The sequence below is a fragment of the Flavobacterium pectinovorum genome (assembly GCF_006438875.1).
Lineage (GTDB): Bacteria > Bacteroidota > Bacteroidia > Flavobacteriales > Flavobacteriaceae > Flavobacterium > Flavobacterium pectinovorum_A.
On sequence record NZ_RCZH01000003.1, the window covers coordinates 237,905 to 263,430 of the forward strand.

Annotated in this window: 15 protein-coding genes; 3 read left to right on the top strand and 12 right to left on the bottom strand. The window is 34.3% G+C overall.

Translation table 11 applies throughout. The features are described from left to right. Positions 1 to 211: 211 nt before the first annotated feature. From EAH81_RS05480 to EAH81_RS05490, 3 genes are all read right to left on the bottom strand, one after another. Positions 212 to 832 carry a hypothetical protein gene (locus EAH81_RS05480; RefSeq protein WP_140504618.1) on the bottom strand — a complete coding sequence of 207 codons (621 nt, stop codon included), beginning with the start codon at positions 830 to 832 and terminating at the stop codon, positions 212 to 214. Between the two features lie 31 nt (positions 833 to 863). Beyond that, positions 864 to 2,234, bottom strand: coding sequence for a 30S ribosomal protein S6--L-glutamate ligase (gene rimK / locus EAH81_RS05485; protein ID WP_140504621.1), 1,371 nt, complete (start codon positions 2,232 to 2,234; stop codon positions 864 to 866). 140 nt (positions 2,235 to 2,374) lie between these two features. Beyond that, a complete protein-coding gene (locus tag EAH81_RS05490; protein ID WP_140504623.1) occupies positions 2,375 to 4,921 on the bottom strand; it encodes an ATP-dependent Clp protease ATP-binding subunit in 2,547 nt (848 codons plus the stop codon). 258 nt (positions 4,922 to 5,179) lie between these two features. Here EAH81_RS05490 and gyrA point away from each other — a divergent pair, with 258 nt between their 5' ends. Then, the gene (gene gyrA / locus EAH81_RS05495; RefSeq protein WP_140504625.1) at positions 5,180 to 7,822 is read left to right on the top strand and encodes a DNA gyrase subunit A; all 2,643 of its coding nucleotides are present in this window, start codon (positions 5,180 to 5,182) and stop codon (positions 7,820 to 7,822) included. Between the two features lie 48 nt (positions 7,823 to 7,870). Then, entirely contained in the window at positions 7,871 to 9,142 is a 1,272-nt protein-coding gene (locus EAH81_RS05500) for a tetratricopeptide repeat protein (RefSeq protein WP_140504627.1), read from the top strand. A gap of 180 nt (positions 9,143 to 9,322) precedes the next feature. On the opposite strand, the gene EAH81_RS05505 is transcribed toward EAH81_RS05500, so the two are convergent. From EAH81_RS05505 to EAH81_RS05535, 7 genes are all read right to left on the bottom strand, one after another. Continuing rightward, complete coding sequence (locus EAH81_RS05505) at positions 9,323 to 9,742, bottom strand: OsmC family protein (protein ID WP_140504629.1); 420 nt, start codon at positions 9,740 to 9,742, stop codon at positions 9,323 to 9,325. Between the two features lie 427 nt (positions 9,743 to 10,169). Beyond that, the gene (locus tag EAH81_RS05510) at positions 10,170 to 12,161 is read right to left on the bottom strand and encodes a DUF349 domain-containing protein (protein WP_140504632.1); all 1,992 of its coding nucleotides are present in this window, start codon (positions 12,159 to 12,161) and stop codon (positions 10,170 to 10,172) included. A 247-nt stretch (positions 12,162 to 12,408) separates the two neighbouring features. Then, positions 12,409 to 13,155: a lipid A phosphoethanolamine transferase gene (locus EAH81_RS05515; protein WP_140504634.1), complete on the bottom strand. Its 747-nt coding sequence runs from the start codon at positions 13,153 to 13,155 to the stop codon at positions 12,409 to 12,411. Between the two features lie 580 nt (positions 13,156 to 13,735). After that, complete coding sequence (locus tag EAH81_RS05520) at positions 13,736 to 14,485, bottom strand: shikimate dehydrogenase family protein (protein ID WP_140504636.1); 750 nt, start codon at positions 14,483 to 14,485, stop codon at positions 13,736 to 13,738. Beyond that, on the bottom strand, positions 14,485 to 15,882 hold the full coding sequence (locus EAH81_RS05525; RefSeq protein ID WP_140504638.1) for a tetratricopeptide repeat protein: 1,398 nt from the start codon (positions 15,880 to 15,882) through the stop codon (positions 14,485 to 14,487). The genes EAH81_RS05520 and EAH81_RS05525 overlap by 1 nt, the downstream gene beginning before the upstream one ends. Before the next feature lie 279 nt (positions 15,883 to 16,161). Then, positions 16,162 to 17,358 (bottom strand): aspartate aminotransferase family protein, encoded by a 1,197-nt coding sequence (locus tag EAH81_RS05530; RefSeq protein ID WP_140504640.1) that lies wholly within the window; start codon positions 17,356 to 17,358, stop codon positions 16,162 to 16,164. Positions 17,359 to 17,595: 237 nt separating this feature from the next. Next, positions 17,596 to 19,266, bottom strand: a complete 1,671-nt coding sequence (locus EAH81_RS05535; protein WP_410501099.1) for an OstA-like protein — start codon at positions 19,264 to 19,266, stop codon at positions 17,596 to 17,598. Positions 19,267 to 19,740: 474 nt separating this feature from the next. Between EAH81_RS05535 and EAH81_RS05540 the strand changes: the two genes are divergently transcribed. Next, entirely contained in the window at positions 19,741 to 21,609 is a 1,869-nt protein-coding gene (locus EAH81_RS05540) for an alpha-amylase family glycosyl hydrolase (protein ID WP_140504643.1), read from the top strand. 185 nt (positions 21,610 to 21,794) lie between these two features. Here EAH81_RS05540 and EAH81_RS05545 read toward each other — a convergent pair whose 3' ends face one another. Both EAH81_RS05545 and EAH81_RS05550 read right to left on the bottom strand, forming a co-directional pair. Next, entirely contained in the window at positions 21,795 to 23,378 is a 1,584-nt protein-coding gene (locus EAH81_RS05545) for an alpha-glucosidase (protein ID WP_140504646.1), read from the bottom strand. A gap of 269 nt (positions 23,379 to 23,647) precedes the next feature. Further along, positions 23,648 to 25,360, bottom strand: coding sequence for a hypothetical protein (locus EAH81_RS05550; protein WP_140504648.1), 1,713 nt, complete (start codon positions 25,358 to 25,360; stop codon positions 23,648 to 23,650). Positions 25,361 to 25,526 lie beyond the last annotated feature (166 nt).

The following is a 25,526-nucleotide window of genomic DNA, read 5'->3' on the forward strand; positions in this document are numbered from 1 at the left end:
CATAATCATTGTCATTCCGACGGAGGAGGAATCTCCGCAAGTAGCTCCGTAACGAGAATCCAATCTTTGTAGAGTTACTTGCGGAGATTTCTCCTCTGTCGAAATGACAAAAATGCCTATATCAACTTTGAGTTTAGACTTTCGACAAAATTCCTTGCACTCTTGGTTTTAAACTTTGACAAAGCTTTGGTGATTAATGGATATTGTTATTTTAACCTTGACATTTGACCCAGATAGTTTTAGTGTCGATGACTTTCCAAATATTATCTTTTTTTTCTAAGTACACGGATTGTCCATATGGTAATTCTTTTGAGTAACAATCCATTTCCAGATAGGCTTTTTTGTTATCTTCAGAAAAAATAGGAATTGAGAAAATCACATAATCTGTAGCGTTTTCTATTTCTGATGCAGATATTGTTTTTATTCTTCCTGCTATATTTTTAGGAAGGGTGTATTTAAAAAAGCAATTGTTTTGTTCTATAAAGTTTATCGAATCTTTAGGTTTAAATATTTTCTTTCCTTTTAAATTTGCATTCGTTAGCATTTCAATATAAACTTTCGTGTTTTCAAGAATTTTTGGTAAACGAGGTGGAAGTTTTATAATTTGTGCTTTTTTTGTTGGTTCTGCATATAAACTCTCTGTATTAATTTTAAGTTTTTTAAAACTTATACAAACTGCATAAGCATCTTTATTATTTTTAAAATATTTATCCTCGAGAAAAGTTTCTATTATTTTATCAGTTTCAATTTTTCTAATTTTTTCATTAGTGGTGCAGTCATTTTTATTACAGCTCACTATAAGTAGCATTAGAAAGATCGAAATTTTCTTCATTTAGATTTTTTACTTTGATGTTTGTGCTGTTTTATATCAGCTTAAAATTCTTTTCAATCGCTCTGATCATTTCTCCGGCGATATCTTTGTTTGTTGCGCCTTCGATTCCTTCAAGGCCTGGAGAAGAGTTTACTTCCAATAATAAAGGCCCTTTTGAAGAACGAATAATATCAACACCGGCAACTTTTAAATCCATTGCTTTTGCGGCTTTTATAGCGATTTTTTTCTCTTCGGCGGTAACTTTTATAACAGAAGCAGTTCCGCCAAGGTGAATATTTGCTCTGAATTCGCCAGGCATAGCTTCGCGCTGAATTGCGGCAACAACTTTTCCATCGATTACAAAGCAGCGAATGTCTTTTCCGTTGGCTTCCTTGATGAATTCCTGAACTAATATATTTGCATTTAAGCTTTTGAAAGCATTGATAACACTTTCTGCGGCTTTTTTTGTTTCGGCAAGAACAACTCCTTTTCCTTGTGTTCCTTCTAGTAATTTCACGATTAAAGGTGATCCTCCAACCATTTTAATCAAATTGTCAGTGTCCAAAGGAGAGTTAGCAAAACCAGTTGTCGGAATATCAATTCCGCTATTCAAAAGCAATTGCAGAGAATATAACTTATCTCGTGATTGTGTTATGGCTGTAGCCGAATTTAAAACAAAAACTTTCAAAGCTTCAAACTGACGCGTCAAAGCACAACCGTAAAAAGTAATACTTGGTCGGATTCTTGGAATAATAGCATCAAACTGATTCAATATTTTTCCGCCACGATAGTGAATTTCAGGTGTTTTTGCATCGAGCTTCATGTAACATTCCTTGATATTCAAAAAATGCATTTCATGACCGCGCATTTCACCCGCTTCCATGATTCGTTTATTGCTGTATAATTCAGGATTACTGGCTAAAAGTCCGATTCGTAAACCGGAAGTAGCTTTTTCTGAATTTTGGTATAATTCTTTTAATGCTTCGGCTGTTGGTTGTCCCAGCATGTATTTTTGCTCCGGATCAACTAGTACACGTCCGCTCATGGCTTCGCGGCCTAAAAGCATGCGAAATCCCATAGAGTCACGGTTTGTCAATGTCATTTCTATTGGCCACTTTACATCGCCAAGTTTTATGCTGGTTTGAATAACGTAACGATGTTCTCTAAAACCACTGGAACTTTTTACAATTCTCTTGTCAACCAACGGAGCTTCGCAATGAATGATGGTTTTGATATTATTCTGAATAGGATTAATATCAAATTTTACCCAATTGGCATCATTTTTAATAAAAGGAGCTATGTTTATGGCGTGCATTGCCGAAGTTTTGGCACCGGAATCAACACGAGCCTTGATTGTCGGGATTCCTAGTTCTGGAAATGAGCACCATTCTTCGCTACCTAAAATGACTTTGTTTTGAAGCATACGTTGTTTTTTATTATAGAATTTAATAGCCAAAAATAGCTATTTGCTTTTATTAAAGATAGTAAATTATCTAAAAAAAATACCCGTTATGTTATGAAAACGTAACGGGTAAATTAAATTTGTTATGAAATTTAAATAATTTATTGATTAGTTGGCTCTTCGGCTTTATGTATTTCTACTGAAAGTTCTTGAGAATCATCTTTTAAATCCATTAAGATTTCGTCACCTGAATGTATTTTTGAAGTTATGATTTCTTCTGCTAATAAATCTTCAACATATTTCTGGATCGCTCTTTTTAGAGGTCTTGCTCCAAATTGTCTGTCAAAACCTTTCTCTGCAATAAATGCTTTTGCTTTATCAGTAAGATTCAATTTGTATCCTAATTCAGAAACGCGAGAATATAATTTTGCAAGTTCGATTTCGATAATCAAATCAATATCAGATTTTTCTAACGCGTTGAATACGATTACATCATCAATTCTGTTTAAGAATTCAGGAGCAAAGGTTTTCTTCAATGCATTTTCGATAATGCTTTTTGAGTTTTCATCGGCTTGAGCCACTTTTGCAGCAGTTCCGAATCCTACACCTTGTCCAAAATCTTTTAACTGACGTGCTCCAACGTTAGATGTCATGATGATGATAGTGTTTTTAAAGTCGATTTTGCGACCTAAACTATCTGTCAAATATCCGTCATCAAGAACCTGAAGCATCATATTGAATACATCCGGATGCGCTTTTTCGATCTCATCTAATAACACAACACAATATGGTTTTCTGCGAACTTTTTCAGTTAATTGTCCACCTTCTTCGTATCCTACATATCCCGGAGGCGCTCCAACTAAACGAGAGATCGCAAATTTCTCCATATATTCACTCATGTCAATACGAACTAATGCATCTTCTGAATCGAATAATTCTTTTGCTAAAACTTTCGCCAATTGTGTTTTACCAACTCCGGTCTGACCTAAGAAAATGAACGAACCAATAGGTTTGTTAGGATCTTTAAGTCCGGCTCTGTTACGCTGAATAGAACGTGCAATTTTTAAAACTGCTTCGTTTTGACCAATTACTTTGTTCTGAATTAATTCAGGTAATTTAGCCAGTTTGTTACTTTCTGTTTGTGCAATTCTGTTTACAGGAATTCCGGTCATCATCGAAACAACATCGGCTACATTATCTTCTGTAACTTCAATTCTGTTGTTTTTAGAATCTTCTTCCCATTGTTCTTGTGCAACTGCAAGATCTTTTTCGATACGTTTTTCATCATCGCGAAGTTTGGCAGCCTCTTCATATTTTTGTTTTTTGACTACCATGTTTTTCATTTCACGAACTTCTTCTAACTGACGTTCCAAATCTAAAATTTGTTTAGGAACATCAATATTAGTAATGTGTACGCGTGATCCTGCTTCATCAAGAGCATCAATAGCTTTGTCCGGTAAGAAACGCTCAGACATATATCTGTTTGTTAATTTAACACATGCTTCAATGGCTTCCTGAGTATAGGTTACATTGTGGTGATCTTCGTATTTGTCTTTGATGTTGTTCAAAATAGTGATTGTTTCTTCAACAGAAGTTGGCTCAACAATTACTTTCTGGAAACGTCTTTCAAGAGCACCATCTTTCTCTATATATTGTCTGTACTCATCAAGAGTTGTAGCACCAATACATTGTATTTCGCCTCTTGCTAATGCAGGTTTAAACATATTTGAAGCATCAAGTGAACCTGTTGCTCCACCGGCACCTACAATAGTATGTATTTCATCAATGAAAAGAATGATATCGTCGTTTTTCTCCAGCTCGTTCATCACGGCTTTCATTCTTTCTTCAAACTGACCACGGTATTTTGTTCCTGCTACTAAACTGGCAAGATCAAGCGTAACCACACGTTTGTTAAAAAGAATACGAGAGACTTTTTTCTGAATGATACGTAGTGCAAGTCCTTCAGCAATAGCAGATTTACCAACTCCGGGTTCTCCAATAAGAAGCGGGTTGTTCTTTTTTCTACGGCTTAGGATTTGCGAAACACGTTCAATTTCTTTTTCGCGCCCTACAACAGGATCTAGTTTTCCTTCCTCAGCCATTTCTGTTAAATCTCTCCCAAAATTATCAAGAACCGGAGTTTTAGATTTTTTGTTTGACTTATTGGCGGGATTGTTAAAACTACTTTCCTTAAGACTGTCATCTTGTCCTGAATCGTCATTATACGATTCGTTTCTTGGCAAGTTTTCTAAGAATTCTTCTTCGTTTGGAGTCATATTTAAATATTGTTCTTTAGCTATGTCATAATCTATTTTTAGTTTATTCAATAGCTTGGTTGTTGGATCGTTTTCGTTTCGTAAGATGCATAAAAGCAAGTGCGCCGTGCTAATCGACGAGCTTTGAAATACTTTAGCTTCAAGAAAGGTTGTCTTCAGTGCTCTTTCCGCTTGACGGGTAAGATGAAGATTTTTCTTTTCGGCATTTACTTCAACGCTTTGATTGGCCGGACTCAGTATTTCTACCTTCCTGCGTAAATGATCTAGATCGACTGCCAGGTTATTAAGTATATGAATAGCTTTTCCGTTTCCATCCCTTAAAATGCCTAGCATTAGATGTTCAGTACCAATAAAGTCGTGGCCCAAACGTAAGGCTTCCTCTTTACTGTAGGTAATAACATCTTTTACTCTTGGTGAAAAATTATCATCCATAATATCTAATTGGTGTTGTAAATTTAGTGAATTAGTGTTTGAAAAACAAAAACCGTACCCTTCGAGATCTCCTGACAGCTAAGGGACAAAAAAAATAACAATAAAAGCGTTAAAATACGCTTAATTTATTAACCAAAAGCTAAAATAAAGTTGTTAATAAATCATTGAAATAAGTGTAAGGAAATAGCTGAAAAAATTCCAAAAAAACGTATCTTGGCACGCTTTGAAACTAATATAATTATTTAAACATAACAACTTATGTCTGAAGGAGAAAAGTTAATTCCTATTAACATAGAAGATGAAATGAAATCAGCTTACATCGATTATTCGATGTCAGTAATCGTATCAAGAGCACTTCCGGATGTTAGAGATGGCTTGAAACCAGTTCATCGAAGAGTTCTTTACGGAATGTATGACTTAGGAGTAACATCAAGATCTGCCCATAAAAAATCTGCGAGAATCGTAGGAGAGGTTCTGGGTAAGTATCACCCACACGGAGATACCTCTGTTTATGATGCCATGGTACGTATGGCTCAGGAATGGAGTATGCGATATTTATTAGTAGATGGTCAGGGTAACTTTGGTTCTGTCGATGGTGACAGTCCTGCGGCAATGCGTTATACTGAGGCCAGAATGCGTAAAATATCAGAAGATATTATGGCAGATATCGAAAAAGAAACAGTTGATTTTCAATTGAACTTTGACGATACTTTATATGAGCCAAAAGTAATGCCTACAAGAGTTCCTACTTTGTTAATTAACGGAGCAACAGGAATCGCAGTTGGTATGGCGACAAATATGCCTCCACACAATTTAACTGAAGTTATCAACGGTACCTTAGCGTATCTTGATAATAGCGATATTGAAATAGACGAATTAATGACACATATTAAAGCTCCGGATTTTCCAACAGGAGGTATAATATATGGTTATGAAGGTGTTCGTGAAGCTTTTAAAACCGGTAGAGGACGTATTGTAATGCGTGCTAAAGTTGGTTTTGAAGAAGTTGACGGTAGAGAATGTATCATCGTTACGGAGATTCCATATCAGGTAAATAAAGCCGAAATGATCAAACGTACGGCTGATTTAGTTAACGATAAAAAAATTGAAGGTATTGCAAACATTCGTGACGAATCTGATAGAAACGGTATGCGTATCGTTTATATCCTGAAACGCGATGCTACTCCAAACGTAGTTTTGAATACCTTATATAAGTTTACAGCACTACAATCATCTTTTAGTGTAAATAATATTGCACTGGTAAAAGGGCGCCCGCAAATGTTGAATCTAAAAGATATGATTCATTATTTTATTGAGCACCGTCATGATGTTGTTGTAAGAAGAACTCGTTTTGAATTGCGTAAAGCAGAAGAAAGAGCTCATATTTTAGAAGGTTTAATTATTGCTTCAGATAATATAGATGAAGTAATTGCATTGATCAGAGGTTCTAAAAACACAGAAGAAGCTCGTGAGAAATTGATCGAAAGATTCAAATTGTCAGACATTCAGGCTCGTGCTATTGTTGAGATGCGTTTACGTCAGTTAACAGGTCTGGAACAAGACAAGTTAAGAGCTGAGTATGACGAATTAATGAAATTAATTGAGCATTTGAAAGGCTTATTGGCTGATGTGAACTTAAGAACAGCGTTAATCAAAGAAGAACTAGAAGAAATTCGTGAGAAATACGGAGATGCCCGTCGTTCTCAAATTGAATATTCTGGTGGAGATGTAAGTATCGAGGATTTAATTGCCGATGAAAATGTTGTAATTACTATTTCGCACGCCGGTTATATCAAACGTACCAACTTAACAGAATATAAAACTCAGAATAGAGGAGGAGTTGGACAAAAAAGTGCCGGAACAAGAGATCAGGATTTCCTTGAGCATATGTTCGTTGCAACCAACCACCAATATATGATGTTCTTTACGCAAAAAGGAAAATGTTTCTGGATGCGCGTTTACGAAATTCCGGAAGGAAGCAAAACTGCAAAAGGTAGAGCGATTCAGAACTTGGTAAACATTGAAAGCGATGATAAAGTAAAAGCTTTCATTTGTACACAAGACTTAAAAGACAAAGATTATATCAACAGTCATAACCTTGTAATGGTAACCAAAAAAGGTCAGGTTAAGAAAACATCTTTAGAGAAATATTCTAAACCAAGGGTAAATGGTGTTGCTGCTATTACTATTAAAGAAGGTGATGAATTACTTGAAGCAAAATTAACAAACGGAGAAAGTCAAATTATCCTTGCTGTTAAATCTGGTAAATTAGTTCGTTTTGAGGAAACTAAAACACGTCCGATGGGAAGAACAGCTTCTGGAGTTCGCGGAATTACCTTAAAAGACGATACTGATGAAGTAATTGGTATGGTTACTGTTGATAAAGAGAATGTTAATGATTCTCAGATCTTAGTTGTAACTGAAAATGGTTACGGTAAACGTACTAAATTGGTTGATGATGATGGTGAAGATGTTTACAGAATCACAAACCGTGGCGGTAAAGGGGTTAAAACTCTTAATATCACAGAAAAAACAGGGAAATTGATTTCTATCAACGCTGTTAGTGATGCTGATGATTTAATGATCATTAATAGATCAGGATTAACAATTAGAATGGCTATTGAAGATTTACGTGTAATGGGTCGTGCAACGCAAGGTGTTCGATTGATTAACTTAAAAGGTAAAGATTCTATCGCAGCTGTTACAAAGGTTATGAAAGATGACGTTGCGGAAGTTATTGTCGATGAAGACGGTAATGTTATTGAATCTGTTATCGAAAGAGTGAAGCCGGATCTGGAAGTTCTTGAAGATGATGGTACTGTAGAAGATGACGATGACGATGATTCTGACGAAGTAGCAGAAGACGAAGAGGATTCTGAAGAAGAAGAATCTGAGGAATAAAAAATAAAAACCACGTAAAATTAAAATTAAATACACAAATTGAATATTATGAAAAGTAAGTATGTAATACTAGCATCAGCATTATTGATTTCGGTAGCTACTTTTGCTCAAAAAGATCAAATTAAAAGTGCTGAAAAAGCATTAAAAAGCGGCGATGCTCAAGGAGCAATTACAATATTGAAAGACGCTGAAAACCTGGTAGTAAATGCCAAAGACGTTGAACAAGCGCAATACTATTTTGTACAAGGAAATGCTTATTTAGATTTAGCAAACAAAAAAGTAGAAGAAGGTAAAAATTTATCTCTTGCAGCTGAGAGTTATAAAAAATTAATTGAGATTGAAAAAACGTCAGGTAAACAAAAGTATTCAGTTCAGGCTGCTACTTCAATTACTGAAATCAAAGGAAAATTAATTAATTCGGCTATTGCAGATACACAAGCGAGCAAAGTTAAAGAAGGTGCTAAAAAATTGTATGATGCTTATTTGTTAGATACAAAAGATACAATCAATTTGTATTATGCAGCATCAACAGCAGTAAACGCACAAGATTATGACAGTGCTTTGCCAATGTATGAAGAATTGAAAAAATTGAATTTTTCAGGAAAAGGAACTGCTTATACGGCTGTAAATAAAGCTTCAGGTAGCGAAGATGGTTTCAATACTGCAAAAGAAAGAGATTTAGCTGTAAAATTAGGAACTCACGAAAAACCAAAAACAGAAGCTATTCCTTCTAAAAGAGGTGAGATTTACAAAAACTTAGCTTTAATTTTAGTTCAAAAAGGACGTATTGAAGATGCTAAAAAAGCTATCGCTGATGCAAGAAAAGCAAATCCGGACGATTCTTCTTTGATTCTTTCAGAAGCTAATTTATATCTTGAAACTAAAGATTATGAGACTTATAAAAAATTAGTAACTCAGGCTTTAGAAAAAGAACCAAACAATGCTGATCTTGTTTTTAATTTAGGTGTAATCAGTGGAAATGCAAAAAATAGTGCAGATGCTGAAAAATACTATTTAAGAGCTATCGAAATCAATCCAAACTATACAAATGCTTATCTTAATCTTGCAGCATTAAAATTAGAGGCAGAGAAACCAATCATTGATGAAATGAATAAATTGGGTACTTCTGCAAAAGACATGAAACGTTACGATGTGTTGAAAGCGCAAAGAGAAAATGTTTTTAGAGGAGTTATTCCTTATCTTAAAAAAGCAAATGAATTAGATCCTAAAAATGAAGATGTTTCTAAAACATTATTAGGTGTTTACAAAGCTTTAGAAATGACTGCTGAAGCAAAAGCATTAAAAGCGACAATGAACTAAGAATTTTTGTTCTTACATAAAAAAAAGCATCAACCGCAAGGTTGGTGCTTTTTTTTATGCTTCATAATTTAATTAAAAGAAAAGTAACAGTTAAAAGATTAGCACAGAATTTAAATATCCTTTTCATCTTAATAATCTGTGGCTAAAAACTTTGCTTTTCTAAGTAGTAGTTTGAATTAATTAGCTTATTAAAGTCGCAGACAAAGTAATTGTCGTATTCAAAAGTTTCGAGATTGGACAAATTTCTTTTGCTTTTGCAGCAGTTTCAGCAAATTGTTCTGCTGAGATTGAAGGAACTTTTCCTTTTAAATCCAAATGAATCAATGTTATTGTTCCGTCTTCAAAAGTAACGGTTGCTTCTGTAGACAAATCATCTGCCGTAAAACCAGCTTCATTCAGTAAAAAACTTAATTGCATCGTAAAACAGCCCGAATGTGCTGCAGCAATAAGTTCTTCAGGATTAGTGCCAACTCCGTCTGCAAATCTTGTTTTAAATGATAGTTGTGCATTATCCAGTGTGGTACTTTGAGTACTTATACTTCCTTTTCCTTCCATGCCTGTTCCTTGCCAGTTGGCATTTGCTTTTCTTGTAAATTTCATTTTTTGTCGTTATTAAAATTAATAATTGTAATTATTTACTTTGTTGATTGTCAATAAGTAATGTGGTTATTCAAATATAATCAATATTTTAGAGAATTGTTTTATGAATTTAAGTGGGGAATGTTAAGTTTCAAGTATGAAATAGGGATGAAAAATTTTACCGCAGAGTTCGCAAAGGGTTAATTTTGGATTGTGCATAGAAAAACACAAAGTTCGCAAAGCTTTGTGTTGAACTGACTTTGTGATATTTCTTGCAGACTTTATTTTGTCAGAGTGAAATATGCTCGCAAAGATAAGTCGCGAGATTTTTTTTTTGATAAAGCTTTGCGAACTTTGCGGTAAAATTCATTCCAACAATAACCACAAAAAAAAAGGAGCAATGAAAAATATCATTACTCCTTAATAAATTTAATATATAAACTAAAGTCTATTCCTGACCTAAGTTTCGTAATTGTTTCAATTTTTCTTTCCAAACATCAAGGCTTTCTTTATGGATCGCGATGTTTTTGCGAACTTCCAGAACAATTGAATTTTCTTTTTTAGCATTTTTAGTATTCGTGAAAAACTGAATATTATTCTCTAATTGAAAAATTTCGTTTTGAACTTCTTCAATTTTACGCATTAAGAAAATTTTCTCGTTGTCTAATTTACGAGTATCGTTACTATCAGATAAAGAATCAATTCTGTTAGAAAAACGCATCATTTCAGTTTCTTTTTTACTCAAACTTAGTTTTTCAAAAAGCGCATCCAGGATTTTATTGAATTTTCCTTCTATATGACGTCTTGCAAAAGGCACTTTTCCGTAACTTTTCCAGATTCCGATATGTGCTTTTATGGCATCCAAATCAGTTTTGTGATCTCCTGTAAGTTGATATGCTCTTAAGGTATCCAAGTAAGCTTTTTTGTTATCAAAAGCAGCTACTTCGTCAACGTTTTCTTCTGATTTGTGTTCTTTTAATTTGTCAAAATAATGATTACAAGCATCTTTGAACTCTTTCCAGATTTTATCTGAATACTTCTTAGGAACGTGACCAATTTGTTTCCACTCTTCCTGAATTTGCTTCATAACTGGAGTAGTAGCGCCAAAATCAGTACTTTCTTGTAATTCTTTGGCTTTTGCAACAAGAGCCATTTTTTTATTTAGATTGTCATTCTGATCTTTTTTAATGTCTTTGTAAAATGAATTTTTAAAAGAATTAAAATTTCGAACAGCAGTTTTAAAAGATGCCCAAGTTTCTTCATTTACTTCTGATGGTACTTTTCCGGCAGCAAAAAACTCATTTCTAAGTGTTTCTACTTTCTGAATTTGTACCAGCCATTGCGAGTGAGAGTTTACTTTTTCAGTTCCTAAAACTTCAATTTTGGCAATGATTTCTTTCTTAACTTCAAGGTTGTTTACTTCGTTTGCTCTTTGGCTTTCGAATAAAACTTCTCTTTTGTCATGAATTTTTTTAGTCAGTTCACTAAATTTATTCCAGATCGTATCACGGTGTTCTTTAGAAACCGGTCCAATATCTTCTTTCCAGATTCGGTGTAAATCCTGTAATTCACGGAATGCTTTGCTGATATCGGTTTCATTAACCAATTCTTCAACGCGAGCAATAATTTTTTGCTTTTGGTCCAGATTGTATTTAAAATCCAAATCTCTTGCTTCACGATCTAAATGCAGATAATCATAAAAATTCTCTACGTGAAAGTGATAATTATTCCAAACGTGATTGTATTTATCTTTTGGGATTGCTCCGGCATTTTTCCATCGTTCTCTTAAATCATTAAAATGTTTAAGCGTGTCTTTAATGTTTTCCTGCGGGTTTATAAGTTCTTTTAGCTCTTCGACTATTGCAAGACGATTGTCTAAGTTTGATTTTAGGTTGGTTTGTAAATGCTTGAAATGAGCATTTCTTTTTTCTCTGAAAACATTATAATATTCATCAAATTTAGATTTCAAAGGAGAATGGTATTCGAATTCTTCGTTCGGATCTTCTTTAGAAGCGTTAAATTCTTCTTTTTTCTCTTCTATAAGATGGTTGTATTGTAGTAAGAATGCTTTTTTAATTTCTTCGATATGGTCTTTTACAGACATTACTTTCTCATCGCTGATCAATTTTTTTAATTCATCAACAAGTGCATCCAAAGTAAAAGTATTATAATCCTGCATAGGAATATCATGACGCTCTTTCAGCGTTTCATCTTCACTTTCTTCGGCGTTCGAATTTGTTATAGCATCTAATGCAGTTTGATGAGCAGTTTCTGTAGTTTCGGCTGTATTTTCTACTTCAGTTTCAGTTTCCGAAGTTGGGATTTCAGCAGCTGTTTCAGGCTCTGATGTTTCAATTGCATTATCTTGTGTAGAATCGCTAATTTCGATTTCTAATTTTCCGTCTGCTTCTTGCAGGTTATCATTCTTTTCTTCTAACATTTTAAATGTATAAGGTTTTTATTTTAAACAGAGCGAAAGATAGTAAAGGAGTTTCTAAATACAAAATAAATCGTTTGTTTATACGCTATTTTGGGATTAAATTCTTATTTATTGAAGAAATTTACGATTATGATCTGTCTTTTTTTATTGATTTTTTGAAGTAAATTTAAATTCTGAATTACTGATATTTTTAGAAAAACAAGATAAAAATAATAGTATGAAGTTAAATTGATAATCAAATATTGATTTAAAACAGAATCAAAACGCCTGCTTCAAGTCCATAATTGTAGGTTTTCTCGCCTCCAAAAGCGACACTTGGGTGAATATAAACTAAGTTTACAGGAGTTATTTTTCGTCCAAATTCTAAAAAGGCATTGTTCTGAAAACCGTCTAATCTGCTATTGTATCTAAAAGCCGCATCAGTGGCAATCCAGTTTTTACCAAAGAACCAAAGTACTACATTTTCAAAAGCTGTAACACTTATATCGTTTCTATTACTTGAACCCGCAAAACTGGTTTGATATTCTAAAGAAGAAATCCATAAAAATTGTTTTCCCTTGAAATACTTTCCATAAAAAACGGTTGGAATGAAAACCCATTTTCCGCTGCCAAGACTTGGATCTACGGCTGAATTTGAAACTACTCTGGCTCTAAAAGCAACACCCTTATTTTTCTTAAAAAACGGAATGTAACTTACACCTACACCAACATCTCCAAATCCGGTTTTATTGATTGAACTTGTATTTGTTGAAATCAAAGGAACATCAAGTCGTAAATTCCAGGCTTTATTGCCAATTGGATGCAAAATACGGAGCTGTGTAGTATTGAATGATCCAGTATCAGTGTCCAGATATTCATTGAATAGTAAAATTGTTTTCAGAAAATAGTTGTAGCGTGCTTCTGAAAATGGACTATTAGTTTCAGCTGTATCCTGAGCTTTTATTGAAAGAGTAAATAAAAAAAATATCCAGAAAAACAGTTGTAATTTTTTCATAACTACTTATAAATGAGTAGTCTAATTTACGAAAATTACTTTAACTTTTTATTTGTAGCTTAATTTTTATTTTTTGTAATTTCTCCTCGTGAAGCTTTACTCAATAACAGTTTGAAGAAAGTAACGCGGATGCTACAGATTTGCTAAAGCAAAAAACGCGGAAAGACCGAATTTTTTATACTAAAACTAAAATAAAATCCGTTTTAATCCGCGTCTTCGCGAAAGTGAATCCGTGTAATCTGCGTTCAAATGAGTTTTTTGTTTTTTGTTTTTTTGTGAAGTTTTGTGAAATAACAGTTTGAAAAAAGTAACGCGGATGACGCGGATTTGCTAGGCAAAAACGCGGAAAAGAACGGATTTTTTTATACTAAAACTAAAACAAAATCCGTTTTAATAAGCTTCTTCGCGAAAGTGAATCAGTGTAATCAGTGTTTAAATGAACAAGAATCCCGAATTAATAAGAATAAAAAAAACTTTGTGATTCTTTGTTGTTTTTCTTTGTGAAACTTCGCAAACAACTGTAAATAAAAAAAGACCACAATCTTGCAATTGTAGTCTTTACTATATATTTTTCTAAATCTTATTTATTCCAGATTTTCCAGGCTTTCTCGGCTTGAAAAATAAGCATGTCATAACCATTTTTAATTACGGCTCCTCTTTCTTTTGCATTTTTCAAAAACTGAGTTTCTGCCGGATTATAGATTAAATCGTAAGCAATATGTTTCTCCGTAAAAAACTCATAAGGAAGATCAGGGCAAGCTTCTATATTAGGACTTGTTCCAACGGGAGTACAATTGATTATAATCTTGAAATTGTCAAAAGTAGTCGCATTAATCAGGTTGTAGTCGATAATGTTTTCCTTTGCTTCTCTGGATACAAAAGTATAAGGAATACCAAGTTCATCAAGAGCAAAAGCAACTCCTTTTGACGCACCGCCAGTACCCAAAATAAGCGCTTTTTTATGATGTGGTTCTAATAATGGCTCTAATGATTTTTTGAAGCCATAATAATCGGTGTTGTAACCTTTCAATTTGCCGTTTTTGGTAAATTTGATTGTGTTTACAGCACCAATTAAGGCTGCTTTTTTGGAGAGCTTATCTAAAAAAGGTATGACTTGTTCTTTGTATGGAATTGTAACATTTAAACCTCTTAAATCAGGATTGTTTTTTACCAATTCAGTAAAGTAGTTTATTTCAGAAATATCGAAATTCTCATAACTGTTACCGGCAAAAACTTCATCACTGAATTTTTCTGTAAAATATCCTTTCGAAAAAGAATAACTAATATTACGACCCAACAAGCCAAAACGCCTTCTTAAAATATCAATCATTATTCTTTTCTATGTTTTTCAATATAATTTTTAACCATTTTTTTTGACCAGACTACCGGAAATAAATCTTCGATTAAGATATAATTATCGAAGTTTAAACGCAAACCATTGCTTAAATGAAATTTTGCTTTGGTATTCTCCTGAATCATGAAATATAATCCAGCCAAACGATATTCGATTTCGTTTTCTTCCGGAAAATATTCAGTAGCTTGTAATAAGGTTTGAATGGCACTTTCGAATTCACCTAAAAACTGAAGAATGTCAACCCAAAATAACCAGGTATCTAAGGCATAATCTCCAAATTCTACTGCTTTTCTATAACCAAATTCAGCTTCTTCAAAAAAGTTCATTTGCTTATTGATCGTTGCATAACGTTTCCAGTACAAGCGATTTTGATTGTCGATTGCTAATGCTTTATTGACAAAAAACAATGCTTTTTGAAAGTTTTTTTGGCGAACATGAAAATCAGTAATCGCAATCCAGCCTTTGTCTAAAAGCGGATCTTCGTGTACAGTTTGATTGTAATATTGAAGAGCTTTCGCCGAATTTCCTAGTTTTTCGTAACATTTTCCGATACGCAATAAGGCATAAGAAGTTGCATCGTCTAACTCGATGGTTCGGTTGTAGCTTTCAATCGCTTCGCTGTATTTTTTTAGACGTTCATACGCTTTTGCTTTTTCCATGAAAGCACCCAAAAACTCATCGTCAATAAGTGTTGCATAATCAAAAGCGCGAATCGCATTTTCGTATTCTTTTACACCATAATGCAAGCGCCCAAGCTGATGCCAGGCGATTTCGCTATATGGGTTTTTGTTGATGTAATCGTTAAGATAAACAATGGCTTCCTGGTTTTGATCTAAAAATTCAAAACAATACACCACGTTATACAAGGCAGATTGATCTTCTAAATCTTCTTCAAGACATTTGATAAAACTGTCTTTTGCCAACTCAAGGTTATCCATAAAAAGATATTCCATTCCGATCAAGTTGTACACATCAGCGTAGTCGTCTGTATATTGCAAGGCAATTTTAAGCAATTCTACCGCTTTTTCGTGTTGGTCTCTCTTAGAACAAATATTAGCTTTCTGGATGTAAATTTCCTCGTTGTTAGGTTCGATTGCATATAGCTCATTCAAGAGTTTCTCGGCGATTTCTAATTTGTCGTCGTAAACCAACATTTCTACTTGTACTAATTTTAAGCCCGTAGATTTTGGGTGTTGGTCTAATGCAAGTTTCAAGGCCTTTTTTGCTAAATTAGCCTTACCTATGTCTAAATAATGAAGAATAATTTCTTCGAATTCTTCAGAATCAAAAAAGAGTACTTTGTTAGTTTTTAACATCGACTCAAATTTGGATAGGGATAGGTTATAATCTTCTTCTTCGTTGCTTAATTGCATACTTTGTTTATTTGAAATTAGCCTGATATAAATTTAGGCAACCATATTATTGTTGTGGGGAAAGGAAATTAATTGTTTTGAACAATTTAATTAACAATATGGACAGAATTACGATTCTGTTTTTTGTCATAATCTTCCTATTTTAAAAGAGATTATTAGTTATTATTATATTTTATTTTTAGCGTAGAACACTAGCCCTGATAGCAGCGATATCCTTTTGTTTTTTTTAAACAAAAGATAAAGCGTCCCGAAACTTCGGGAGCAGGAAATAGCTCCAAATTATGCTTTTTGCTCTTTTTTCAGGATTTCATCCATAACACTTAAGATTATGGCACAACCTTCTATTATTTCTTCTTCAGAAATGGTTAATGGTGGTGTTATTCGTATTGCGCATCCTTCAAATAGCAACCAGAATAAAATGAGCCCTTTGTCCTGACAGTTCAAAATAACCTCGTTGGTTATTTCGGCAGTTTCAGTCATTGCTGCGAGCATTAATCCTTTTCCTCTAACTTCCTTTATCAAAGGATGTACCAAAAGCGATCTGAAGAGGTTTTCTTTATCTAAGGCTTCCTGCATCAGGTTTGTTTCAGTTAATTCCTGCAAAGTTGCCAAACATGCTGACGCAATGACAGGATGACCTCCAAAAGTGGTGATGTGTCCTAACTTTGGGTTTTCGGTCAAAAGATCCATTTTTTCTGCTGATGCTGTAAAAGCACCAACGGGCATTCCGCCGCCCATTCCTTTTCCCATAACGACAATATCAGGAACGACATCGTAGTTTTGGAAACCAAAAAGTTTTCCGGTTCGACCAAATCCAGGCTGAATTTCGTCGACAATCATCATCGCTCCAACTTCGTCACAGCGCTTTCTGACCTTTTGTAAAAAATTATCATGAGGCTGAATAAATCCGGCACCTCCCTGAATAGTTTCTAAAAGTATTGCAGCAGTTCTGGTTGTTATTTTTTCTAAATCGGCTTCGTTATTAAAGGTGATAAAATCAACATCCGGAAGCAAAGGACGAAAGGCTCGTTTGCGCTCTTCGAATCCCATAACACTCATAGAACCCATTGTGTTACCATGATAGGCGTTGTGGCATGAAATAAGCTGACTTCTTCCTGTTGTTCGTTTGGCTAATTTTAATGCGCCTTCAATAGCTTCTGTACCTGAATTTACCAAATAGGTTTTGTTTAGAGATTCCGGTAGGAGTGAAGCCAATAGTTTGCAATATTGAACGGCTGGACTTTGCGAATATTCGCCATAAACCATGACGTGCGAATATTTGTCTAACTGATCTTTTATGGCTTGGTTAACTCGTGGATGTTGATGTCCAAGTGTACAAGCGGAAACGCCTGCTACAAAATCTAAGTATTTTTTGTCGCTGGTATCGTAAATGTAGGAGCCAATGGCATGCGAAACTTCCATACCTAATGGGTATGGAGAAGTTTGTGCCTGGTATTTTATAAAATCTGGATTCATTTCTTTTGAGGTTCAAAGTGGCAAAGGTACTAAGGTTCTGAGGTTTTAGTTTCAGGTTTCATGTTGATTGCAAACTGAAAATTTTACCGCAAAGATCGCAAAGTTGTAATCAAGTTTACATTATGAAAATGCAAAGGTCACAAAGCTTTGTAAACTGAAAACTGCGACTGGGACTAAATTTTAACAGTAAAGATCACAAAGCTTTGTAGTGAAAACTGCGACTGAAAACTGAAAAAACTACTTTTTAGTTTTTGTACTTGCCTTTACTGGTTTTATTGCCGATTTCTTTTTATCGTAATCGAGGGTTTCTTTTCTGACTTTCATAGGAACATCTTTGTTCGTGGCTTCTTCATCTTTTCCTTCCTGGACTAATTTGTCATTGAGTTCATTTTCTTCTGCAGTAAAAATATCGTCTTTCGATTTTATTCGTTCATCGCCGCGCCAGACTAAACCACGCAATTTTCGGGCATTTTCGGGTAAATCGGCTTCGGGATAGATATCTCCGTCTACTTTATTATAAAATGTAATCGTTTCTATAGCATTATTCTCCAAAATCAGATTGATCTTGCTGCTCACATTTTTATTGATTCCAATAAGTTCTTTTTCGTCATTCCGCATGTAATAAATGACTTCGGTATTTTTGATAACATCTACATCGTGAAGCTTTCCATCTTTGAATTTTCCAAATAAATTGATTCCCTTGACTTGATTAAAGCCGGTTCCGAGTGTGTCCCGCGAGACGAGAAAGGTGTTATTGAGCACTTTTAAGGAATCTAGTTTTTTGGTAGTATTATCACCAATTAAATGCATGACTTCTCCGGTAATTTGATTATCTCCATTCCATAAAATCGGACTACCTATCAGTTTTGTCAAAGCAGTTTTAGAATTCGAATGTATAGAATCACATTTTCCGCTCATGTCTATTTTAAAGAAGCGAACATTTTTGTACGCTCTTAAAATTCGTTCGCCTTCTTTGCCAGTAACCATTAATTTTTGTCCGTGAATGTAAACTGAATCCTTCTCAATAAGATTAATCGCAACCGCTCTTTTGGTCACAAACATGGAATCTTTTAGTTTGTAAATTTCGGCATAATGTCCCTTTACAATTCCCCGATTTATAGAATCCGTAATCTTTACATTTCGTGTTGCCGATGCAAATTCAACATTTCTGTCATAATACAAACTATCGCCCTCGATGAGCCTGTCGTCATATTTTATGTAGGATTTCCGTAAAAAGTGGGCGAGGTTTTTCTTGGTATCATAAAAGCCTTTTTCTGTATAAATATAATTGGCTTTACTGGTAATAGTTGATGGTCCAAACAAATAAGTATGCCCGGAATTGCTATAATAATCTAAGTGATTCGATTTTATAACATATTTTGGATTTGTGATTGTTACTTCGGTTAAAAACTGAAATTTCTTTTCTTCAACATAATATCTTCCTGATTTACTTACCAAAGTATTGTCTTTATTGACAATTGTACCTTTTGTATTGTAAAAAACCTGTTGAACATTTCGATCAAAATTAATCGTATCGGTTCTTAAAGTAGCGTCAGGAGAACTCATTACAGCATCTCCGGTTGCAAAAGCCTTTTTTAAGTTTCCACTGTATTCGGCATATTTACTATTCAAAAACAAAGTATCACCTTGCACTAATTGTACATTCCCAAAAGCTTTAATATAGTTTTCTTTTTGAAAAAAATAAGCTTTATTACAAGTTAATACGACACCATCGTGATTTACTTTTACATTTCCGGTAAGCAAAATTCCGTCAGGGACTAAAACCTGATTCACTTCTACGAGGTCAGAATTCTCAATATTAATTGTTTTTGGCTTTGGCGCTTGTGCAAAAATGAATTGAACGCTTAACAAAAGCAAACAAGATATATAAAAGAGTGATTTCTTCAATTGATTAAATTTTTGTCAAATTTATGAAAAAGGTTACAATCCTATAATGTTATTAGGATTAATTTAAATGTTTCTTTTTTTAGGGGGTTCAATCCCGAAACTTCGGGACAAAGCGGCATAGGTTCAAAGGAACAAAGGTTTGTTAGCGTTTTTTGTAAATGAATTTTATTCACAATGTATATCGTAGAGACGCACAGCAGTGCGTCTAAGATTAAGAAGTGATCTAATCCAAATGCTTTTTTAATTTTTAATTCATCTTAAAAAAAACTTTGTCTGTCTGTCCGGAAGTTTCGGGATTGAACCTTTTTTAAGTTACCAACAAAAAATAGAACTATTTCGTTGTAGTTTGGCTTTTTGATGATAAATCAAAATGTGTTTCTTTTAAATTTTAAAATTTAGTCTAAATTTAAAAAATGGTTTCTTGTATTGATTTATTTTTTTATTTCAAGTAAGAAGCAGTTTATTAAAAGAGATATGATAAATAAAAGAATTATAGTTGCGGGAATGGCTGTAACAATGCTGTTTTCGGCATGTAAAACCAAAGATTTAAAAATGACGACTAAAGAAGAAGTTCCTACAGATAAGAAAATTGTCGTGTATCAGGTTTTTACACGTTTATTTGGAAATAAAAATACGACCAACAAACCTTGGGGAACAATCGAAGAAAACGGCGTAGGGAAGTTCAACGATTTTACGGATAAAGCACTTCATGAAATTAAGGATTTAGGCGTAACTTATATTTGGTACACAGGAGTTCCACATCATGCTTTGGTTCGTGATTATACAGCGTACGGAATTTCAAATGATGATCCTGAAGTTGTAAAAGGCCGCGCTGGATCACCGTATGCAGTAAAAGATTATTATAATGTAAATCCAGATTTGGCAGTTAATCCGGTAAATAGATTGCAGGAATTTGAAGCTTTAATCGCCCGAACTCACAAAGCGGGATTGAAGCTTATTATAGATATTGTTCCCAATCATATTGCGAGAAAATACGAAGGAAAAAGCAATCCTGAAGGTGTTAAAGATTTTGGTGCAGATGATGATGTTAATGTTGAATATAAGAGAGATAATAATTTCTATTACATTCCAAAAGAGCATTTTGAAATTCCGAATGGGGATATTCCGTTAAACGGAGAAAAGAATCCAATGGTTGACGGTTTCTTTGATGAAAACCCTGCAAAATGGACCGGAAATGGTTCGCGTAAAGTGCAACCTGATCAAAATGACTGGTACGAAACCGTGAAAGTAAATTACGGAATTCGTCCTGACGGATCAAAAGATTTTCCGGAACTTCCGGCTGGATTTGATCGAAAATCTTATCAGGAACATTTTGCTTTTTGGCAAGATAAAGACGTTCCGGATTCCTGGAAAAAGTTCAAATCGATTGCTTTGTATTGGACAGCAAAAGGCGTAGACGGTTTTCGTTATGATATGGCAGAGATGGTTCCGTATGAATTTTGGAGTTATATGAATTCGGCAATCAAAATGAAAAATCCAAATGCTTTTTTATTGGCTGAAGTTTATAATCCCAATGAATATCGCAATTATATCCGTTTGGGAAAAATGGATTATTTATATGATAAAGTAGAAACGTATGATAAGCTGAAAGATGTTATTCGTGGCAAATCAAATCCTGATGGATTATCTGATATTCAAAAAGGAATGTCGGATATTGAGCATCATATGTTGCATTTTTTAGACAATCACGATGAACAGCGACTAGCAAGTCCTGAATTTGCAGGAACTCCGGAACGTGGGAAACCTTTAATGGTGGTTTCAACAACAATCAGTACTTCGCCAACAATGGTTTATTTTGGACAGGAAGTAGGGGAAGCAGGAAATGAAAATGCAGGTTTTGGAACTCATTCCAGAACTTCAATCTTTGATTATATCGGAGTTCCAAATCACCAGCGTTGGATGAATGAGGGGAAATTTGATGGTGGAAAACTTTCTGAATCAGAGAAAAGCCTGCGTGACTTCTACAAACGATTATTAAATTTTTCGATTAAAAGTTCTGCCTTAATGGGAAATTTTCAGGAGATTCAATCCGTAAACCGTCAGAATAATTTGGGGTATGATGACTTAATTTACTCGTATGTGCGTTGGTCCGAAAATCAAAAGTTGATTGTAGTTGTCAATTTTTCATCGGATAAAACAAGTGAATTTGATTTAAAGATTCCGTCAGATATTATTTCAAAATGGAATTTAAAAGATGGAGAATATTCGCTTAAAGATCAATTGTATTTGAAAAATGAAATAAAACTAATTGTAAATAATGGTGAAGGCAAAGCTAAAGTTAAGATAGCACCATCGGAATCGTTTATTTATGAAGTGAAATAGTTCTCTTGTAATATAGTGGTTTTAATAAAAGTCCTTTTCTTGCAAGGTTTTTTTCAACCTTGTAGGTATTATTTTGAATACCTAGATACCTAACAGGTTTTAAAAACCTGTTAGGATAAAACGCTCAATATTTTAGAGATAAATTCGATGCCTACAAGGTTTCGAAAACTTTGCAGGATGAAAACCTAATTTTTATAAACAATAAAGCTATTTGATTTCAAGACTTTGTTCCCCAATAATATTTTAGCATTAGCAGGTAGTGTTAATTCTTTTTTTATACCAAAATTTATTATTACCGTAATTTTTTCGCCTTCATAAAATCTTGTAAATGAAATTTGATCTTCTTGATATTCAATATTTTCATAAGATCCATATTGTAAAACTCTTTCTTTATTTCGTAAAGCGATTAGTTTTTTATAACTGTTTAGAATAGCGTTTTTTTGCGTTTCCAAAACAGCAACATTTGTTTTCTTATAATCAGGATTTATTTTAATCCAGCTTTTTTCTTTAGAAAATCCAGCAAAAGAATCTGCATTCCATTGCATTGGACTGCGGGATTTATCGCGATTGTGTTCGTTTCCTTCCAGAAGTGCTTCATTACTGTTTTTGCCTTGAGCAAGTGCGATTTGATAATGTGTTTTTCCTTGTATATCTGCCATTTCAGCGATGTTCTGAGCAATAATATTATGCATTCCAATTTCTTCGCCATAATAAATAAACGGAACTCCTTTTGCAGTAAGTATCAAAGCAGCAAGTGCTGTAGCTTTATCAGGATTTCCATCTGCAAGTCGATCAATCATTCTGGGCATGTCATGGCTTCCGAAAAAAAGAGTGGGATAATTGCTCATATTTTTCTCCATACTTTGTAATTCATCAAAAATCCGCTGCGTCGAAAATTCTTTGATACTTCCGAAGTTGAAATTAAAAACAACATCCAGTAAATCCTGTGACTGATATTGTTTTAAAACTTCGATTTTATCGCTTCCAATTTCTCCCACGATAAAACGATTGTCGTATTCACTTACGGTAGCTTTTATTGTGCGCATGGCATTTTTTACACCTTCCTGATCGATATCGTTTATATGATCTTGTTGTCCGTCTTTTATTGGATTGTCTTTTGTGATTCCGTTGGTGGTTAAAAAATTAATTACATCCAATCGAAAACCATCTACTCCCGCGTCAAGCCAAAAACGCAATACATTTTGAACCTCAACAACTACTTTAGGATTCGACCAATTAAGATCAGCCATTCGTTTATCAAATTTGTGATAGTAATATTGATTGGTTGCAGCGTCTTTTTCCCAGGCTGTTCCTCCAAAAAAAGATTCCCAGTTGTTAGGTTCGTCTTTCCAGATGTAATAATCACGATACGGATTATCTTTTGATTTTCGGGATTCCTGAAACCATTTGCAATCGGTAGAAGTATGGTTAAAAACCATGTCTATGATTACTTTAATTCCTCTTTTGTGAGCTTCACTTAGAAAAGCATCAAAATCGGCTTTACTCCCATAAGTGGGATCTACTTCATAATAATTAGCAATATCGTAACCATTATCTACTTTTGGAGAAGTAAGAAATGGGGTAAGCCAAATCCCTTTTATTCCGAGTCCTTTTAAGTAATCCAATTTTTGAGTCATTCCTTTAAAATCCCCATATCCGTCGCCGTTGCTATCTGCATAACTTGGCATATAGATTTGATAAAAAACAGATTCTTTCCACCATTTTTCGTCAGCCGTTTTTTGGGCAAAAGTTGGGTTTGTGTTTATCATTAGCAGAAAAAAGAATATGGATTTCAATAGATTCAATCTCATAATATTTGTTGTCTGGTTAAGTTATTATAGTAGGCTTATAGCCATTTATTTACCTAGATATGTGAAGATTGACAACATTTTTTATTCTCATTTTTGTATCAACACACAGCTTGTCCCCCTGAGCGGAGGCGAAGGGCGCACCAATTGGAACGGGCTTCGACTCCGCTCTGCCTGACAATCGCATAAAAATTAAACCTCGGGATGACAAACTAAACCGAAAATGGTATTTATTTTTTCTCTGACGATTTATAATCTACCACAACACCATCAATTAGCATCTTATTTCCTTCGTGAGTTATTTTTCCGCCAGCAGGCACACAAACAATAACTGCTGAGCTTAATCCTTCAATTTTTATTTTGGCAGATGAAGTAACATTTCGAGCGATAAAATTTCCCGAAACGGTATTGTATAAATCTATTTTTTTACCTTTTTCTGCTTTTATAATAACGGTTTTGCTTGTTGGATATGGATTATAATACAAGTATGAAGGATAGGCTTTTGCGCTAAAAAAATCGGTTGCTAATAAATTCAGTTGCAATATTCCCGTAACATTCGTTGCACGAATAATACTGCCGAAGATCCCGACGTGTCCACTTCCATAAACGCTAAATTGAGATTCTTTAGGGTTTTCTCCCAATACCCAAAGCGGGCCGTCACCTTGTGCTACAGGACCTTTTAGATTTTCATATTCTTTATAACTTGATTTCTTAATTATTCCTTCATAGGCAATTACTCCTTTGGTAACTTCGGCAAGTTCTGGGATAGTTTCATGCTCATCAGGCATATATTGTGGGTAGAAAAAGCGGGAAGCATTTGCTGCGTTCAGCATCCATTTTCCAATTGCTGTCGCATAAGATTGATCGTATCTTACCGTTGGCACTAATGGCCAGGCCGCGTCGTAAGTATTCATCAAAAAACCATAACCACCATGATCGACCGTACTTCCAAAAGTACCTGATATATCAATACCATTCCAGTTACCTACCAATGCTCCCCATCCTTCACGACAGATTGGTGTTCCGTCAAATGACCAATCGAGCATTTTGTGAGTATCGTATTCTGTACCTTCTTCTGCATTAATTCTTGCGGCTAAATAGGCTCCAAAAGGCATTAGTACCTCATATGTCGGATTTTTTGATTGAGATTCTAAGGCGGCTAATGCACTTTTAGCTCCTTTTAAATATTTGGGATCACCAATTTTTTTGTACGCCATATATAAAACCCAGGCATGTCCGGCCGCTGCGTCGGGTTGTGCACAGATGTTGTTTGTCATTGGCGTCATTTTGTTATAATCAAAATAAGAATAATTATAGTTCCCATTTAAAATTACATCGGCCTCATAAAATTTATCGGCAATACTTTTGGCAATTTCTGTAAAACCCGGTTCATTAGGATATTTATCATAAACGGCATAAAAAAGTAAATTAGGATATACATCATACCACCAGTCGCGACCGTAACCACCACCCAACAAAGCAACTTCCGGACAGGTATTATTCATCATAATATTCCAGTTGGTTTCTTTATTGAAATAGTTTTTAAGCATTCCCACATAGTTCAGATTGGGTTTGTTTTTGACAATTCCAACTAATGTAGCTCCTAAAGTTGCTCCCATAGTAGCAAGCGCTTCATGAAACATTCCTTTATTATGATCAGGACCTTGTCGTACATCTCCAACAGCAGTATATAATCCAACTACGGTTTCCGGAAAATTCTTTTTAGTATCATCCATCCATACCATTGGCCAAAATTTTCCTTTGGCATTAAAATCATAAACTGTTTTATCAAAATCTAAAGCCAGTTTTTTATAATCGATGATTTTTAAGGGTTGTGGCAGATTAGGCATTTGATCTACTCGAGAAATCTTTTGTTGCTGTATTTGTGCGCTTGCGTTTAAAACGAACAGACACGAAACAGTGAGTTTTATAAATGTATTCATTTCTAATTTTTTATTTTAATATAATGGTTGGTTGTAATTAATTTTAACACACCATGATATAGATTTTGCACTTTCAAAAAAGGCGTTTTATTTTTTCACGCAGATTTGGCAGATTGAGCAGATTCTAAAATTTTTAATCTGTGGCTAATATTCGAGCACATTGAAA